Source organism: Streptomyces sp. NPDC059989, assembly GCF_042736975.1.
Lineage (GTDB): Bacteria > Actinomycetota > Actinomycetes > Streptomycetales > Streptomycetaceae > Streptomyces.
Map to the genome: position 1 here is coordinate 1 of NZ_JBHWUO010000076.1, position 14,280 is coordinate 14,280.

At 68.4% G+C, this 14,280-nt stretch carries 14 protein-coding genes and 4 pseudogenes; 10 read left to right on the top strand and 8 right to left on the bottom strand.

The window, feature by feature from the left end; all coding sequences use genetic code 11:
* Nucleotides 1-89: 89 nt before the first annotated feature.
* The 5 genes and pseudogenes from ACFWBN_RS36520 to ACFWBN_RS36540 all read left to right on the top strand — a co-directional run.
* Nucleotides 90-467: pseudogene (locus ACFWBN_RS36520) on the top strand (DUF4158 domain-containing protein); the annotation flags it as partial.
* 235 nt (nt 468-702) lie between these two features.
* The gene (locus ACFWBN_RS36525; RefSeq protein WP_385185123.1) at nt 703-966 is read left to right on the top strand and encodes a recombinase family protein; all 264 of its coding nucleotides are present in this window, start codon (nt 703-705) and stop codon (nt 964-966) included.
* Complete coding sequence (locus ACFWBN_RS36530; RefSeq protein ID WP_385185126.1) at nt 933-1,118, top strand: hypothetical protein; 186 nt, start codon at nt 933-935, stop codon at nt 1,116-1,118. Before ACFWBN_RS36525 ends, ACFWBN_RS36530 begins: the two co-directional genes overlap by 34 nt.
* Before the next feature lie 216 nt (nt 1,119-1,334).
* Nucleotides 1,335-1,694 carry a hypothetical protein gene (locus tag ACFWBN_RS36535; RefSeq protein ID WP_385185054.1) on the top strand — a complete coding sequence of 120 codons (360 nt, stop codon included), beginning with the start codon at nt 1,335-1,337 and terminating at the stop codon, nt 1,692-1,694.
* A gap of 466 nt (nt 1,695-2,160) precedes the next feature.
* The gene (locus ACFWBN_RS36540; protein WP_385185057.1) at nt 2,161-2,508 is read left to right on the top strand and encodes a hypothetical protein; all 348 of its coding nucleotides are present in this window, start codon (nt 2,161-2,163) and stop codon (nt 2,506-2,508) included.
* On the opposite strand, the gene ACFWBN_RS36545 is transcribed toward ACFWBN_RS36540, so the two are convergent.
* From ACFWBN_RS36545 to ACFWBN_RS36555, 3 genes and pseudogenes are all read right to left on the bottom strand, one after another.
* Nucleotides 2,483-2,785, bottom strand: a complete 303-nt coding sequence (locus ACFWBN_RS36545; RefSeq protein ID WP_385185060.1) for a transposase — start codon at nt 2,783-2,785, stop codon at nt 2,483-2,485. The two genes, ACFWBN_RS36540 and ACFWBN_RS36545, sit on opposite strands and share 26 nt — an antisense overlap.
* A gap of 49 nt (nt 2,786-2,834) precedes the next feature.
* Nucleotides 2,835-3,338: a hypothetical protein gene (locus ACFWBN_RS36550; protein WP_385185063.1), complete on the bottom strand. Its 504-nt coding sequence runs from the start codon at nt 3,336-3,338 to the stop codon at nt 2,835-2,837.
* Nucleotides 3,339-3,500: 162 nt separating this feature from the next.
* Nucleotides 3,501-4,042 (bottom strand): annotated as a pseudogene (locus tag ACFWBN_RS36555) (energy-coupling factor ABC transporter ATP-binding protein); the annotation flags it as partial.
* On the opposite strand from ACFWBN_RS36555, the gene ACFWBN_RS36560 reads away from it, so the two are divergent.
* The 4 genes and pseudogenes from ACFWBN_RS36560 (at nt 3,960) to ACFWBN_RS36575 (ending at nt 7,493) form a co-directional block, all read left to right on the top strand.
* Complete coding sequence (locus tag ACFWBN_RS36560; RefSeq protein ID WP_385185066.1) at nt 3,960-4,502, top strand: DUF4158 domain-containing protein; 543 nt, start codon at nt 3,960-3,962, stop codon at nt 4,500-4,502. The pseudogene ACFWBN_RS36555 and the gene ACFWBN_RS36560 overlap by 83 nt on opposite strands.
* Nucleotides 4,503-4,556: 54 nt before the next feature.
* On the top strand, nt 4,557-5,567 hold the full coding sequence (locus ACFWBN_RS36565; RefSeq protein ID WP_385185069.1) for a quinone oxidoreductase family protein: 1,011 nt from the start codon (nt 4,557-4,559) through the stop codon (nt 5,565-5,567).
* A gap of 303 nt (nt 5,568-5,870) precedes the next feature.
* A pseudogene (locus ACFWBN_RS36570) lies at nt 5,871-6,988 on the top strand (IS630 family transposase).
* A 46-nt stretch (nt 6,989-7,034) separates the two neighbouring features.
* Nucleotides 7,035-7,493, top strand: coding sequence for a GNAT family N-acetyltransferase (locus ACFWBN_RS36575; RefSeq protein WP_385185072.1), 459 nt, complete (start codon nt 7,035-7,037; stop codon nt 7,491-7,493).
* 445 nt (nt 7,494-7,938) lie between these two features.
* Here ACFWBN_RS36575 and ACFWBN_RS36580 read toward each other — a convergent pair whose 3' ends face one another.
* Nucleotides 7,939-10,398 carry an FG-GAP-like repeat-containing protein gene (locus tag ACFWBN_RS36580; RefSeq protein ID WP_385185075.1) on the bottom strand — a complete coding sequence of 820 codons (2,460 nt, stop codon included), beginning with the start codon at nt 10,396-10,398 and terminating at the stop codon, nt 7,939-7,941.
* A gap of 287 nt (nt 10,399-10,685) precedes the next feature.
* On the opposite strand from ACFWBN_RS36580, the pseudogene ACFWBN_RS36585 reads away from it, so the two are divergent.
* A pseudogene (locus ACFWBN_RS36585) lies at nt 10,686-11,400 on the top strand (IS5 family transposase); the annotation flags it as partial.
* A 15-nt stretch (nt 11,401-11,415) separates the two neighbouring features.
* Here ACFWBN_RS36585 and ACFWBN_RS36590 read toward each other — a convergent pair.
* Genes ACFWBN_RS36590 through ACFWBN_RS36605 form a run of 4 tightly spaced genes read right to left on the bottom strand, consistent with a single transcriptional unit; the run spans nt 11,416 to nt 14,266 of the window.
* Entirely contained in the window at nt 11,416-11,829 is a 414-nt protein-coding gene (locus tag ACFWBN_RS36590; RefSeq protein ID WP_385185078.1) for a hypothetical protein, read from the bottom strand.
* A complete protein-coding gene (locus ACFWBN_RS36595; RefSeq protein WP_385185081.1) occupies nt 11,826-12,242 on the bottom strand; it encodes a hypothetical protein in 417 nt (138 codons plus the stop codon). Before ACFWBN_RS36595 ends, ACFWBN_RS36590 begins: the two co-directional genes overlap by 4 nt.
* A gap of 36 nt (nt 12,243-12,278) precedes the next feature.
* Complete coding sequence (locus ACFWBN_RS36600; protein ID WP_385185084.1) at nt 12,279-13,049, bottom strand: sugar phosphate nucleotidyltransferase; 771 nt, start codon at nt 13,047-13,049, stop codon at nt 12,279-12,281.
* The gene (locus tag ACFWBN_RS36605; protein WP_385185087.1) at nt 13,046-14,266 is read right to left on the bottom strand and encodes a DUF6365 family protein; all 1,221 of its coding nucleotides are present in this window, start codon (nt 14,264-14,266) and stop codon (nt 13,046-13,048) included. The genes ACFWBN_RS36600 and ACFWBN_RS36605 overlap by 4 nt, the downstream gene beginning before the upstream one ends.
* Nucleotides 14,267-14,280 lie beyond the last annotated feature (14 nt).

A 14,280-nucleotide genomic window follows, 5' to 3' on the forward strand; every position in this document is an offset into this window, starting at 1 on the left:
GCCTACGCGTCACGACCACAGTCCTACTGGGTTCCACCTCGCGAAGAGGCCAGAAGCCAGGAACTGATCACGACATCACACAGGCCCTAGTGGCGAACAAGAGCGGGGTGACCCGGCTCGGCTTCAGTCTGTTGCCGAAGTTCTTCGAGCTGGAGGCCCGGTTCCCCGATGTGCTGGGAGAGGTTCCGCCGGCCGCGGTGGAGTACGTTGCCGCTCTGGTGAAGGTCCCGGCCATCGACTTCGCGAACTACACGCTGGTCGGTCGGACCGCCGAGTACCACCGCAAGCAGATCCGCGAGGCCTTGGGGTTCCGGCCGTCGACGGTCGCGGACGAGAAGGCGCCGGCCGAGTGGCCGGCCGTGGAGGTCTGTCCGGTCGAGCTGGTGGAGGACCGGCAGCGCGAGGCTCTGCTGGTCGAATGCCGGGCCCGTAAGATCGAGCCGCCAGGACGGACCCGGGTCGAGAAGGTGCTCGTCGCGGCGCGGGGCAAGTGGGAGAGGACGTTCTGCGCCCGCACGATCGCCCGCCTGGGCGAGGCGGGCACGGCCCGGCTGCTGTCCTTGGTGGCCGAGGACAACGAGGCGGGGACCACCCTCCTGGCTGCGCTCAAGCGCGACCCCGGCGCGGTCGGCCTGGATTCCCTGCTCATGGATCACCCTCGTCATCCACGAGCACAAGCGGCTCGGCCGCGGGCACGACCTGGTGACACTGGCCGTGCGGCTGCGGGAGCACGACGTAGAGCTGGAGTTCTTGACCGGCGAGCTGCAGGGCTCCCACGATCCGCACGGCCCGGTGTTCGCGGTGCTGGCCGCGCTGTCCGGCATGGAGCGCGAGTACATCCGGGAGAAGACGCTGGACGGCCAGGAGTCGGCCCGCCGGCGGGGCAAGGCGATCGGCGGCGCGAGGGTGTCCGACCCCCCACGATGCTCGCCATGGCCCTGCACCTGCGGGACGCCGAGAAGCTGAGCCTGCGGGACATCGCCCCCCGGCTCGTCATCACCAGGGGCAAGAAGAAGGGGCAGCACCCCAGTCCCGCGACCGTCCTGCGGATGCTCCGGGACCACGACGACCAGATGGCCGCCGATGCCGAGATGCAGACGCAGCCGACCACGCCGTAGGCCACGGTGGCGTACCGGTACTGCATCCCGCGATCGTGCCACGCCCCCACCGCCGGACCCCGCCGCCGACACCAGGGCCTACAGGTGACACCGGAGGCAGTGTTGAACGCGTTCAACACCTCTGACAGTATGGCTTCCGGTGAACCTGCCGGAGCAGCGGAGTCGGATCCGCCTGCCCTCGCGACGGGTCGCCACGAGACCGGAGGTGGGCACGACATGGGCCTGATCCTGCTACTCCTCGCCCTGATAGTCGCCCTCGCCGTCGCCCTTGTGGCCCTGGCCGTGATCCTCACGGCGAGCGCGGGCCTGGGCCTCGCGACCGCCGCGGTGAGCCGCAGGCTGCCGCTCTGGGCCAGGATCACGCTGCTGCTGACCCTTGCCGCCGCTCCGGCGGCGGCGCTGGTGAGCACCCTGGACGTCGCGGCCGTCTGGCAGCTGGCCGCTTGGGCGCTGTCGTTCCTCACGACGGTCGCCTCAGGAGCCGCCTGGCTCGCCTTCGAAGCCCACAGGCGCCGCGCGCCCAGGCTCCCGAAGCCGGCATGGCCGGTCCGCCGCGCACCGGCCGCCGGTCGCTGAGCACGCACCACTCACCCGCGGTCGTACACGGGGTCCAGCCGAGATACGCGCCAAAGGGGCAATGAGTTGATCGCCCGAGGGGGAGACGCCACCCCACCAGTACCGCCTTGCCCAAGGTCATCACGGCGACGATTACCCCGGCCAGTTGCCGGCCCTGTCCTCCCGAAGCTGCCACGAAGTGACAAGTAGCTCTCTGTAACAAATCCGGGGTGGGCTTGTCCGGGTTTTCGATCTTTCCGGATTCTTGAGGAGCCGCTCGGCGACGTTGGTCCGGTGACGAAGACCGGAGGGAGTGCGGAGTGCGGCAGGAGTGGGAGCCGGAGGGCTTGACCGCCGCAACCCGAACCTGGTCCGCCAGCGTCAGCTAAGTAGCCGTTGTCTTTCCGGACTTGATCGGTGGGTTTCCGCTGGTCAGGCGTGAACTCCGTGGCATCGAGGAAGAGTCGGGCCGTCACGTCTGTCGGTTATGACCCCGGCCGAGGCCCTGTCCGGGCCGGAGTCGGAGGCCGACCACCCGCCGGAGTCGGCGCCGGTCGTTGCCGAGGCCCCGGTGGCGGGGTCGGTGGTGCCGCACTGGCGGGTGGGCCTGACGATGGAGGTGCTCGCGCCGGACTACCAGCGGCTGGTGGGCGTGCTGGAGGCGGAGGCGGGCGGGTCCGGGCTGCGGGCGCGGGAGTTGGCCGGGCGGCTGGGCCTGGAGTCGGTGCCGGCGAAGGTCGAGGGGGTGCGGTCGAAGGTGAAGCGGCTGGTGGAGCGGGGCTGGCTGGCCGAGGAGCGTCCCGGGGTGTTCACGCCGCGGCCGGCTGCCGGGTGACGTTTCGGCTCCGGTGGCGGGCGAGGCGGCGTCCCATGAGCATGGTCATCGACCACAGGACGGCGGCTTCGCTGCTTTCGGGCCGGGTCTCGTAGTCCCGGGCAAGGCGCCGCGAGCGCATCAGCCAGCTCAGCGTCCTCTCCACCACCCACCTGCGTGGAAGCACCACGAACCCGCTCATGTCGTCGGTGCGTTTGACGATCTGAAGGGTGAGCCGCCCTGGACGTCCCCTTGACCCACACTTCCTTTCGTACGAAAACCGGCTCCCATGGTGCAACGCGAGGGGAGAAGGCCGGATTCCGGGGTCAGGTGGACGTCCGAGGCGGTCAGACGAGGTGGATCGTGAAGCGCCTCACGCCCGGTTGGATCGGCTCGGAGTGGACCGAGCCACGAGCCTTTTCGTACTTCCCGGTGCCGCCGGTGATCGCGTTGTCGAAGGGCCCCTGGTCGAGGTAGTTGTAGTACATCCCCTGCACGGTGAGCTGGCCGTCCGGGAGGGTGTAGGTCGCGACGCACTGCTCCGCTTCATCGGCGCCGCCCCGGGTGGTGGTGCAGTCGACGTTGGTCTCGCCGATCTTGGTGTGCGCCTCGTCGTCGTAGAGGGAGAGGTCCGAGCGGGCGACGACCCGATCGCCCTGCGAGACGCTGTTGTCGACGACGGGGAAGCGGTTCAGCTCCTTCACCTCGGCCCGGAGTGTGATGATCCGGGCTTTGCCCTTGTCGTGGGCGGAACCGGTGTCCGTCGCGGCGGCGCCCGCGACGGGGGCACAGGCGAGGAGGGTGACCAGGGCGGTGGCCGTGCCGAGACAGGCGGCTCTGATGGGGCGCATCATGCGACTCCTGAGGTTGATGTTCGGGAATGACCGGATGACGAACTTTCATCCGATTCCATTCGATTCCCTTCATAACCCCGGCTCCGCCCCCGCACGGAGCATCCCGACACGACCCACCGGTATATCCAGCCGGTCGGACCAAACCGGGAGACTCCCGGATCAGGCGACGGAGCTCGGTACGAAGCCGAACGGCAGCTCCAGGCGGTGCCGGGCCATCAGCTCCTCGTCGGCGAGGATCCCGGCCGTCGGCCCGTCGGCGGCGATGACGCCCTCGCTGAGGATGACCGAGCGTGGGCAGAGCTCCAGGGTACGACTGGTCGTGGGTGACCATCAGAACGGTGACGTCCAGGGCACGGAGGATGTCGGCGAGCTCGCGGCGGGAGGCCGGGTCCAGGTTGGAGGACGGCTCGTCGAGGACGAGGATCTCCGGCTCCATGGCGAGGACGGTCGCGACGGCGACCCGGCGGCGCTGGCCGAAGGAGAGGTGGTGCGGGGGGCCGGTCGGCGAACTCCGTCATCCCGACCTTCTCCAGTGCGCGGAGCACGACGGCTTCGAGCTCGGCGCCCCGGACGCCGGCCGCGGCCGGGCCGAAGGCCACGTCCTCGCGGACGGTCGGCATGAACAGCTGGTCGTCGGGGTCCTGGAAGACGATGCCGACCTTCCGCCGGATCTCGGCCATGTGCTTCTCGCCGACGGGCAGTCTGGAGCTCCGCGAGGAGGCGGAGCGGGTGCTGCGGACTGCGTATCCGCGTTTCAAGCGGCTGGTCAGTGCGCATGAGCTGCATCTGCTCTTCGCGCCGACGCGGGAGGAGGCGGCGTGGGCGGCGGAGCGGATGGACGCGGATGGAGATCAGCTGGCCCTGCTGCTGGCGTTGAAGTCGTACCAGCGGATGGGCCGGTTCCCGAGGCCGGAGGAGTATCCGGAGGCGGTGGTCGATTTCGTGCGCCGCGCGGTGGAGCTGCCGGAGGCTACGCCGGTCCGGGTGGGTGGCCGTACGGCGGTGCGGAAGCGGCGGGTGGTGCATTCGTCGACCCTTGACGGCCTCGGTCTCCTGTCCCAGACCCGGGTGCAAAGCAGGCGTCTCAGCTCTCGGCGGGGGCGGCGGGCTGGTCTGCTCGCCGGGAATCGGATCGCCATCAACGGGGTTGGTGGGGGATGAGCCGTTAATCGCCATCAACGGGGTTGGTGGGGGATGAGCCGTTATTGGAGGGCCATGCGAGCGATTCAGGTGTACGAAGTGGGCGGTCCCGAGGTGCTGCAGGAGGCCGAGGTGGACCAGCCGCGGCCGGGTCCGGGCGAGGCGGTCGTGGAGGTCGCCGCATCCGGGGTCAACTTCCTCGACGTCTACCACCGCGAAGGCCGGTACAGCCTCCCGCTGCCCTTCACCCCGGGCGCTGAGGGCGCCGGCACGGTCGTCGAAGTTGGACCCGGCGTCGCTGACGTCGCAGTCGGGGACCGGGTCGGTTGGGTGGAGATTCCCGGCACGTATGCCGAGCGGGCCGTCGTGGACTCCTCCCGGCTGGTGCCGCTGCCCGACGATATCGGCTTCGAGACCGCCGCCGCCGTGCTCCTCCAAGGCATGACCGCGCACTATCTCGTCAAGGACGCCTACCCGGTTCAGGGGGGCGACACGGTGCTCGTGCATGCGGCTGCTGGTGGCATGGGGCTGCTTTTGACCCAGCTCATCACCCATCTCGGCGGCAGGGTGATCGGCACGACGTCGACCACGGCGAAGGCCGAGCTGGCGAAGCGTGCCGGGGCCGCTGAGGTGGTCCTTTCCTCCGCAGTCGACGATCTCGCAGCCGAGGTGAGGCGGCTCAACGGCGGTCAGGGACTGCCGGTTGTCTTCGACGGCGTCGGCGCGCACACGTTCGATGCGAGCCTCGCCAGCCTGCGAACCCGCGGCCATCTCGTGCTCTTCGGCGCGGCAAGTGGTGCCGTGCCGCCGTTTGATCCGATTCGGCTCGCCCACGGCGGTTCGCTGACCCTGATCCGGCCCAGCCTCGGGGACTTCATCGCCGATCGGTCCGAACTGCTCCGACGGGCCGCCGATGTGTTCGAGTGGGTGCGCTCCAAGGCGCTTGAGGTCACCGTAACGGGCCGATACGCATTGTCCGAGGCCGCCCAGGCCCACAGCGATCTGGAGGCTCGGCGTACCACCGGCAAGCTGCTCGTCGTACCCGATGCGGCCGCTATTGGACGCCGCGAGGAGACGCAGAGCTGATCGCGGGTGACGAGGTCGGGGATCTTGGAGACTGAGATGTCGAGGGCATGGCCGACCGTCATCGCCAAGATCCCCGACAGCGTCAGGCACTCAGCAGGCCAAGATCAAGTTCTGGCGGGTTTCTGGCGTATCTGGGTCACACCCCTTCAAGATCCCTCAGCCGAGACCTGGCTCACCTGTCCGCAACCTCCCGGGACAGAACAGCTAGTGCTCTGACCGCCTAGGTTCACCGGGTTCTGGTCCGCGTTGAGGCTGGGGCCGATTGGATGGGGGCGGACATCCCATCCAGTGTGTGGAGACGTGGTGGCAGAGCCGGTCAAAGTTCGCCGACTGACGGATCACGAGGGGCAGCGGCTGCAGCAGATCGTGCGGCGAGGCAGTACCAGTTCCGTGGGCTACCGGCGCGCGATGATGCTGCTGGCTTCGGCCGGCGGGAATCGGGTCCCGGTCATCGCCCCGTTGGTCGCGGCCGATGAGGCACCGTCCGGGACGTCATCCACCGCTTCAGCGAGATCGGCCTGGCATGCCCGGACCCTCGGTGGGCGGGAGGCCGTCCCCGCCTGCTCAATGCTGACGACGAGGACTTCGTCGTCGCGACGGCCACCATTCGCCCGGCCAAGCTCGGCCAGCCGTTCACCCGCTGGTCGATCCGCAAACTCTGCGCCTACCCGCGCAGGGTCCACGGCCGGATGATCCGTATCGGCCGCGAGGCCCTGCGCAGCTTACTGGCCCGACGCGGCATCACCTTCCAGCGCACCAAGACGTGGAAGGAATCCACCGACCCCGAGCGCGACACCAAGCTGGACCGCATCGAGTACGTCCTGGAGCACTTACCCGATCGCGTTTTCGCGTTCGACGAGTTCGGGCCGCTCGGTATCCGCCCCACCGCAGGCTCCTGCTGGGCACAACAGAGTCGGCCCGACCGGATTCCGGCGACCTACCACCGCACCCATGGAGTGACCTACTTCCACGGCTGCTACTCAGTCGGCGACGACACGCTGTGGGGGGTGAACCGTCGCCACAAGGGCGCCGCTCGATCTCTGGCCGCGCTGAAGTCGATCCGTGCCGCCCGGCCCGACGGCGCCCCCATCTACGTGATCACGGACAACCTGTCCGCACACAAGGGCACCAAGATCCACACTTGGGCGCGGAAGCACCGGGTAGAGCTGTGCTTCACACCCACCAACGCCTCCTGGGCCAACCCGATCGAGGCTCACTCCGGGCCCCTGCGGCAATTCACCCTGGTGAACTCCAACCATCCCAACCACACCGTCCAGACCCGGGCCCTGCACCGCTACCTGCGCTGGCGCAATACCAACGCCCGCCACCCCGACATCCTGGCCGCCCAGCGCAGGAAACGCGCCCGCATCCGCAGCGAGAAGGGCATCCGGTGGGGCCGTCCCGCCGCGCGAGCGGCGTGATCAATCCAGGTGCAACCCGTGAGCCCTTCCTCATAGCCTCGGCCCCATGACTGACCATGCCCTCGTCCCCGACGACTTCGTCGTCCCCGCGGACCTGATCACCCCGCAGTTCCGTCTGGAGCCTCTGGGGCCCCAGCACAACGCCGCCGACCACGCCGCCTGGACCAGCAGCATCGAGCACATCCGTGCGACCCCGGGCTTCCAGGACCGAGGATGGCCTCCTGCGGACGGGATGGCCCTGGAGGCGAACCTCGTCGACCTGCAGCGTCACGCGGACGACTTCGCTCAGCGCCGCGGATTCACCTACACCGTCATCGAGACCGCTAGTGGCGAGGTGATCGGTTGCGTCTATATCTATCCCTCCCGCAACGATGACCATGACACCGACGTCCGCTCCTGGGTCCGTGCCGACAGAGCCGAGCTCGACGCGCCCTTGCAAGCGGCCGTCACGACCTGGCTGTCCACGAACTGGCCCCTCGGAACTCTCAACTATCAGCCCCGCTGACAACCATGTGGTCCCGCAGCAACCGGCCACACCGACTCCTGCGGGACACCTGGCCTTCGAATGCCCCGACCGCGGGATGGAACGAACACACCTTCCCGGCGAACCTTCCCGGTCACAGCACTAGACCCATCCGTCGTCGAGGTGAATCGTCCAGGTTTCTCCCACTGCCTTCTTCAGTTCGACCACGGCCGCAACGTCCGCAACGACGGCGCCCAGGGCCGGGAAACGGAGCGCGTCCGGCCGACCGCGGCCCACTTTGCGGCTGGTGTCTGAGCTAGGACACCGTGGCCAGGTAAAGCCCTGGTCGGTCACGATTAGTCATCTTGGCCACGGCGGCCTCCCCAACCTGCACGGGCGGCGCGTTGCCCACGCGCTGTGGACGGTCGGACCTCCTGCCGGAGCGGTGCGCGCTCCGGCAGGAGGTGACGGCATGGGCGGTCTGGCGTCAGCTGCGGGGTATGCGGTCGTTCAGCCAGCCGGTGGCCGCTCCGTTGTCCCTCACCACCACGTAGTCGTTGCGCCTGTCTCCGTCGAGGTCGGCGAAGTCGATGTTGTCGCGGGGGGCACCGACCCCGGAGGCGACTTCACCGGCCCACTTCCACCCCCAGCCTCCACCTGATGAGGCGGGGCCGTTGTTGAGCCAGGCGCGTACCTGCCCGTGGTCGCCGAGGACGAGGTAGTCGACGCGGTTGTCCCCGTTGAGGTCGATGAGCCGTACCTGGTCGCGTGCGGCGCCGACGCCGGAGGCGACTTCGCCCTTCCATTCCCACGTCCAGCCTCCGCCTGTGGCGGGGCCGGCGTTGAGCCAGGCGCGGGCGCGGCCTTGGCCGTCGAGGACGAGGTAGTCGGCACGCTTGTCGCCGTTGAGGTCGGCGAAGCGTACCTGGTCGCGGGTGGCGCCCACCCCTGAGGCGACTTCGCCCTTCCATTCCCACGTCCAGCCTCCGCCTGTGGCGGGGCCGGCGTTGAGCCAGGCTCGGGCGCGGCCTTGGTCGTCGACCACGAGGTAGTCGGCCCTGCCGTCGCCGTTGAGGTCGGTGAGGCGGACCTGATCGCGGGTGGCGCCGACGCCGGAGGCGACTTCGCCGGTCCACTTCCAATTCCAACCGCTGCCGGGAGCGGGGCCGTCATTGAGCCAGGCGCGGATTCGGCCCTGGCCGTCGAGGACGAGGTAGTCGTCCCTCCCGTCGCCGTTGAGGTCGGCCCACCGCAGGTCGGATCGGGGGGCGCCCACGCCGGAGGCGACAGTGCCCTTCCAGTCCCAGCCATCATCTGTGGCCGGCCGCTGCGTAGCGCACGGGGACGGGTCCTGCGGGCGCGGGCGGGCTATCCATCCATCGCTCATGGCCTGGTGGATTCCCCTGTAGAAGGCGTTGGCCATCTTTTCGTAGCCGATGGCCTTGGGGTGCAGCCAGTCGTTGAGGTCTTCGGGTGTGAGGGCGTTCATGTCGACCAGCCGCACATGGTCACCGGCGGCCCGGAAGCTGTTGACGATGCCGGGGATTGCGGCGTTGTACCGCTTGATCCGCTCGTTGACTTCCGGGGTGGAGGACGGCACGAGTGTGGCGACCAGGACGGTGGTTTCCGGGGCGGCGTCGACGATCTTGTCGATCAGTGCCCGGAGTCTGGCGGGGGCTTGGTCGACGTTGTTGTTGCCGTTCATGTCGTTGGTGCCGATGTGGAGGGTGACCACGTTCGGCCGGTACCTGGCGACGGTGCAGCCGGCCATGGCGTCGATCTGGTCGATGCTCCAGCCCTTGTGGCCTTCGTGGTCTCGGTCGGGGCCGGTGCCGGACTTCGCCGAGCCGACGAAGTCCAGGGAGTGCAGATCGTGGGCGAGGAAGTCCCACAGTCGGCCTCGGTAGCTTGAGCCGCCCGCGGCCCCGACGCCGTAGGTGATGGAATCACCCAGGGGAAGCATGCGTACATCGGTGATGCCGGCCGCTGCGGGGAGCTGGGGCAGGCCCCGCTTTTCCAGCTCATCCTTGATCGCGCCTACGCCGAGGCCGGAGCCGATGGTCCAGTCTCCGGGCACGGTGTTTTGGCCGGGGAAGTTGCCGTCGTTCTCGGGGTCCGGCTGGGTGGCGTTCCCGCCGGGGCCGCCCGGGTCGGGGTTGGGGGGGCCGTTTTCGTTGCCTTCGCGGGCGCAGTTCAGCAGGGCGGTCAGCATGCCGTCGGGGCCGCTGACGGAGGATTCCCGCTCCATGGCTTCTTCGCAGCGTGCGATGTGGTCGCTGAAGCGCTGGAAGTCGTCCCGGTTGGCTTGTCGGTTGTCTTGCGCGCCTTGTTCGGTCTGCACCGCGCTGAAGTGCTCGTAGTCGAAGCGGGCCAGCAGCCTGGCGCAGTCGCGCATCTCGTCGGGGGCGTCGGTGTCACCGATGGCTGCGTTCAGGTCAGCGACACCGATCAGGCCGTTGGGGCGTACGCCGCCGGCTGAGTCGACTGATTCGAAGTTCCAGCCCTCTGCGGTGGTGCGCACCAGGTCGGTGGTGCATTCCCGCAGCTCGACGACCTCGCGGTAGACCTGGTTGACGCGGGCGATCTCGACGTTGCCGATGAACACGTTGTTGTTGCCGGGGGCAGTCAGCCCCTCGACAGCGTTCTCGTGGATGATGATCCGGTCAGCGACGAAGGTGTTGTTGCGGTAGACGCCGGCGTTCCCCAGGTACAGGTTCCCGCCCTGTACCGTGACGGTGCTGCCGTTGAAGAAGTTGTACGCGTGGGACACGATGTTGTAGGCCGCGCGGTCTACACCCCAACGGCAGTTGATGACGTTGATGACGCTGCCGCAGAACGTCACCGGCCGGTCAGCTGCGCGGGCGCTGGGCAGCGCCCCGCCTATCGGTATGAGAAGTGCCGCCACCAAGGCCAGCACTGCTGTTCTTATGGTTCTCGGCCACGTCATGGCCGTGCCCCCTTTCGCCTTCTCCCATGGTCCGCGCCCCCTTCAACTGCGTGTGCCTGCCGCCTGGTTGCAGGGGCCGCCAGTCACTATCGGTGACGCTACCGGCGGCGTCGGCCCTACTGCGGACCGCCGACCTTACGGAGCCCTTACGAATGCGCCTGCTCTGCGCCTCGTCCAGGCCGGGGAGCTCACGACTCTTGAACGCTTAGTCCTGCTGGCTCGCCAGCTGCTGGCGAGGCCTCCCGGGTCGCCCTGTACGAGCTGTGCCACTCTGGCCAGGCCCAGTCGGGGACTGGATGCTGCTGTCTCGGATTCAGGCTGCCGAGGACGCCGCGGGCCGAATCGACTGGGACGTATCGGTGGACTCGACCGCGGTGCGAGCCCACGAGCACGCCGCCGGCGCGAAGAAGACACCGCCAGCCGCGTCGCCTCAAAGGGGGAAGCTCGAGGGATGAACCAGGGCGATCCGATGCTTCGGAATCTCGCCGTCCGGCTGGTGGAGGTGGTCAGATCGGCGAGTGTCTGGGACGTTCCCGAGGAGGCTTCACCACCAAAATCCACCTCGCCGCCGAGGGGCGCTGCCGGCCCCTCGCTCTCGTCCTGCCCCCTGGCCACTACGGCGACGGCCCCCAACTCGAGCGGGTGCTGGAGCAGATCTCCGTGCCCCGCACTGGAGTCGGCCGCCCCCGCACCCGGCCCGATCACGTCCTGGCGGACAAGGCCTACACGTCCCGAAAGAACCGCCGCTACCTGCAACGACGCGGCATCCGACACACCATCCCCGAACGCCTCGACCAGCAAAGACACCGCAAGAACCGAGGCTCTCGAGGCGGCCGGCCCACCGGCTTCGACAGCGAGCGCTACAAGAAACGCAACACCGTCCAATACGCCATCAACCGCCTCAAAGGCTTCCGCGCCGTCGCCACCCGCTACGAGAAACGCGTCTACATCTACCTCGGCACCGTCACCCTCGCAGCCCTCATCATCTGGCTCCGAACATGATCCAAGAAACAGTGCCTAGAGCATCTCCGCCGTGGACCGGATGTTGCGGACCATGTCCTTGTAGAGCAGGGCCGGCGCGCCTGACGGATTGTCGAACGTGACGGTCACCTTCTCCCACAGCAGTCCGGGCGGCAGGTGCTTGACGATGCAGAATAGCGTGGGACGGTTGTCGCGGAATGTCGAGCGCTGGATGGTGAGGCCCTTGGGGATCGAAACTCCCCGCGCCGCCAATTCCTTCGCATCGAGCAGGACGTCAACGACGAACCCCGCGCGTCGCGCCGGGGCGACGGCCCACATCTCGCTCAGCACGGAACGGAATTCAGGCGTGTTGGCGAAACGCGTGATGTCCCGCATTGCAGCGTGTACCGCCTGTTCGACCTCGACATTTGCGTGGTCGACTGACGCCGCGAGCTGATCGGTCTCGTTCATGTCAGGGCCTGTCCGCCGACGGAAGCGCAGAGGTACAAACCGAGGGACCCGCAGACCGTCAGCCCGGAGACGACGGTGTCGTCGTCGACGCCGGGGGGCGTCGCGGTATCGATCTTGAAGCTGCTGACCGTGGCAGCTTCGGGGTTCTCGAAGAACCGAGTCGTCAGTCGGAAGTCGTCGGGAATCGGTACCCCCTTGCTACGGAGGTTCTCCACCGTGGCGAGCCGTTCTGCGGTCTCGAGCTGCTCGGCCTCTGGGGCCTGGCTGATCTCGTCCAGAATGGCGAGGAATCCGGGGTGCGAGGCCATCTTGCTCAGCGTGATGGCCTGCTGGGTCAACTCGTCGGGGTCGAGCGGACGCCCTGGTGTCGGCTCATCGGGGGGTGTCTGGCCAGCTTTGTCATGGTGAGGCACACCAAGACCCTAACATCACAGATTGTGCCTTAATGGTTACAACATGCGACTTTCGATGTCCGGATGCCGATTCATGGGCGGCCGCACAAGTGTCCGCGCCGCGCGAAGTCCGTCCGGCGTTCCCGCGTCGCAATAGACGGCGTCGTCGAACAGCTCGGCTTTGACACGCAGACCGGTGTGGACCGCCACGTTGACGACATCGCTCAGGGTTGGCTCTCCGCCGCCATCGGCCGCCGCGTGCTCCCCGCACAGCCGGGTGAACGCGGCACGCCACCAGACGACGCCCCAGGTGTTTCTCACCGTGGTGCTCGCCGGCTTGTCGTAGACGGTGAGTACGTTCGCGTCCTGGTCGACCGTCACGGGGGCCAGTCGGGTGGGATCGTCGGTCGGGAACAATCCGAGCACGACGTCGGCGCGAGTGGTCTCGGCCCGGACCAGGAGTCGGTGCACGACGTCGACTGGGGCGAACACCGTGTCCGGCAGAACCAGCACGACGTCGCGCCCGGCGAGGGTTGGGGCCGCTGCCCGCACGACGTCGGGCAGGCCTAGGGGGCTAGCCTGCGTCGCATAGTGGACGGCGATTCCGAACTCTTTCCCGCAGCCTAGCCGGGCTCGCAGCAGGTGCTCTTTCTCGGGGGAGACCACGACGATCGCGTCGCGCACGCCCGCAGTGGCCAGTGCGCCCAAAGCAAACCCGATGAGGGGCTGCCCGGCCCTGGGTCCGAGTTCGGCCAGTTCCTTCGGCCAGTGTGCAGCTAGTCGCGTTCCACGGCCCGCAGCGGGCAGCAGTCCGATCGCCGCGGTCACGGGGTGCTTCCGACGTTGACGGAAGCCTCAACGAGGGCCTCGCCGATACGCGGCAGCTGCCGTACGCTCGCCCGGAACTGCTCCTGGGCTTCCAGCACGCCCCGACGCAACGGGGAGTCGGTCAGCATGTCCTGCAGCGCGGTGGCGCTGGCCGCGCCGCCGAACAGCTCGAGCCGGGCGAAGGCGCTCGTCACCGGGTTGTTGTCCAGCACCGAGAGAGAAAGACCGCGGATCGGCTCAGGCGTCCAGGTCGGGAAGGCGATCCACGGCTGCGCTCGGCTCAGGTCTGGCATGAGCAACTGCGCGACCGGTGCGGCCACCGGACTGCCAAACGTGGCCAGCACGTCGACGATGCCGAGCGTGTGCTGCCAGGCGACGGCGGGCGTGCCCAGGTCGATCGCCCGGCCGATGGTGGAGGCGAACGGGTTCTCGGTGACGACAAGGTCGGCGTCCGCCAGTAGCTGGTCGAACACCGCCGCGGGCTGCGGCGGTAGGTTGACCACGCGCAATCGCCCGTGTGGCGCGGCCGGGAGCAGGCTCCCATTGTTGACGGAGAGCAGCTGCACAGGACGGTCGAGGTCGGCGAGGTAGGACTCGACGATCGCAGGTAGGTACTTGTGGAGCGGGTGTTTCAACGCGATCGCGATCCTGATCGCCCACGGTGCGACGGTGTGCACGATCCGCAGCCCGCCAGGGACTCGTTCGGGCAGGTCGTCGATTCCTCCGAGTTCGGCGACGGGGCGGGTGACGGACACTGGCCGACCAGGTCCACTGTCAATGAGGGGCGAGCCCATCGGGCATGGCCGCAGGATCGCGGCGTCAGGCGGCCATGCCGCTGAGAGCGGGATTCCCAAGTGGTCGAACGTGGCTAGTCGGCAGCCCGATCCCGTGATGACGTCGATCGCGTCGGCGAGGTCCATGGGCAGGCTGCCGGTCGGCGTGTCGACCAGTGCGGCATCGCAGAACACAACGATGTCGGGCGAAGTCTCATCGATGACCCGACGCAGCATGGCGGTGTTGTCCGCCAGGTCCATTCCCAGCGAGTGCGTGCCGGCGAACGCCGCGCCGAATGCGGCCCCGTGCTGTCGGGAGGCCAGCAGATGCGCCGCGCAGCCCGCGGCCGCGAGGTCGCGTGCCGCGTGGGCAGCCGTGCTCACCTCGCCAGACGCCCAAGGGTGCGGTGCGACAAAGAGCGCCGTGCGGATGTGGGACGCCATGACCGATCCTTTCC

What these genes read in the sequence shown, in the direction of transcription:
- ACFWBN_RS36530 (WP_385185126.1), top strand. Translation starts at nt 933, where the DNA reads ATGGCCCTGCACCTGCGGGACGCCGAGAAGCTGAGCCTGCGGGACATC.
- ACFWBN_RS36535 (WP_385185054.1), top strand. Translation starts at nt 1,335, where the DNA reads ATGGGCCTGATCCTGCTACTCCTCGCCCTGATAGTCGCCCTCGCCGTC.
- ACFWBN_RS36540 (WP_385185057.1), top strand. Translation starts at nt 2,161, where the DNA reads ATGACCCCGGCCGAGGCCCTGTCCGGGCCGGAGTCGGAGGCCGACCAC.
- ACFWBN_RS36550 (WP_385185063.1), bottom strand. Translation starts at nt 3,338, where the DNA reads ATGCGCCCCATCAGAGCCGCCTGTCTCGGCACGGCCACCGCCCTGGTC.
- ACFWBN_RS36560 (WP_385185066.1), top strand. Translation starts at nt 3,960, where the DNA reads ATGAACAGCTGGTCGTCGGGGTCCTGGAAGACGATGCCGACCTTCCGC.
- ACFWBN_RS36565 (WP_385185069.1), top strand. Translation starts at nt 4,557, where the DNA reads ATGCGAGCGATTCAGGTGTACGAAGTGGGCGGTCCCGAGGTGCTGCAG.
- ACFWBN_RS36575 (WP_385185072.1), top strand. Translation starts at nt 7,035, where the DNA reads ATGACTGACCATGCCCTCGTCCCCGACGACTTCGTCGTCCCCGCGGAC.
- ACFWBN_RS36580 (WP_385185075.1), bottom strand. Translation starts at nt 10,398, where the DNA reads ATGACGTGGCCGAGAACCATAAGAACAGCAGTGCTGGCCTTGGTGGCG.
- ACFWBN_RS36590 (WP_385185078.1), bottom strand. Translation starts at nt 11,829, where the DNA reads ATGAACGAGACCGATCAGCTCGCGGCGTCAGTCGACCACGCAAATGTC.
- ACFWBN_RS36605 (WP_385185087.1), bottom strand. Translation starts at nt 14,266, where the DNA reads ATGGCGTCCCACATCCGCACGGCGCTCTTTGTCGCACCGCACCCTTGG.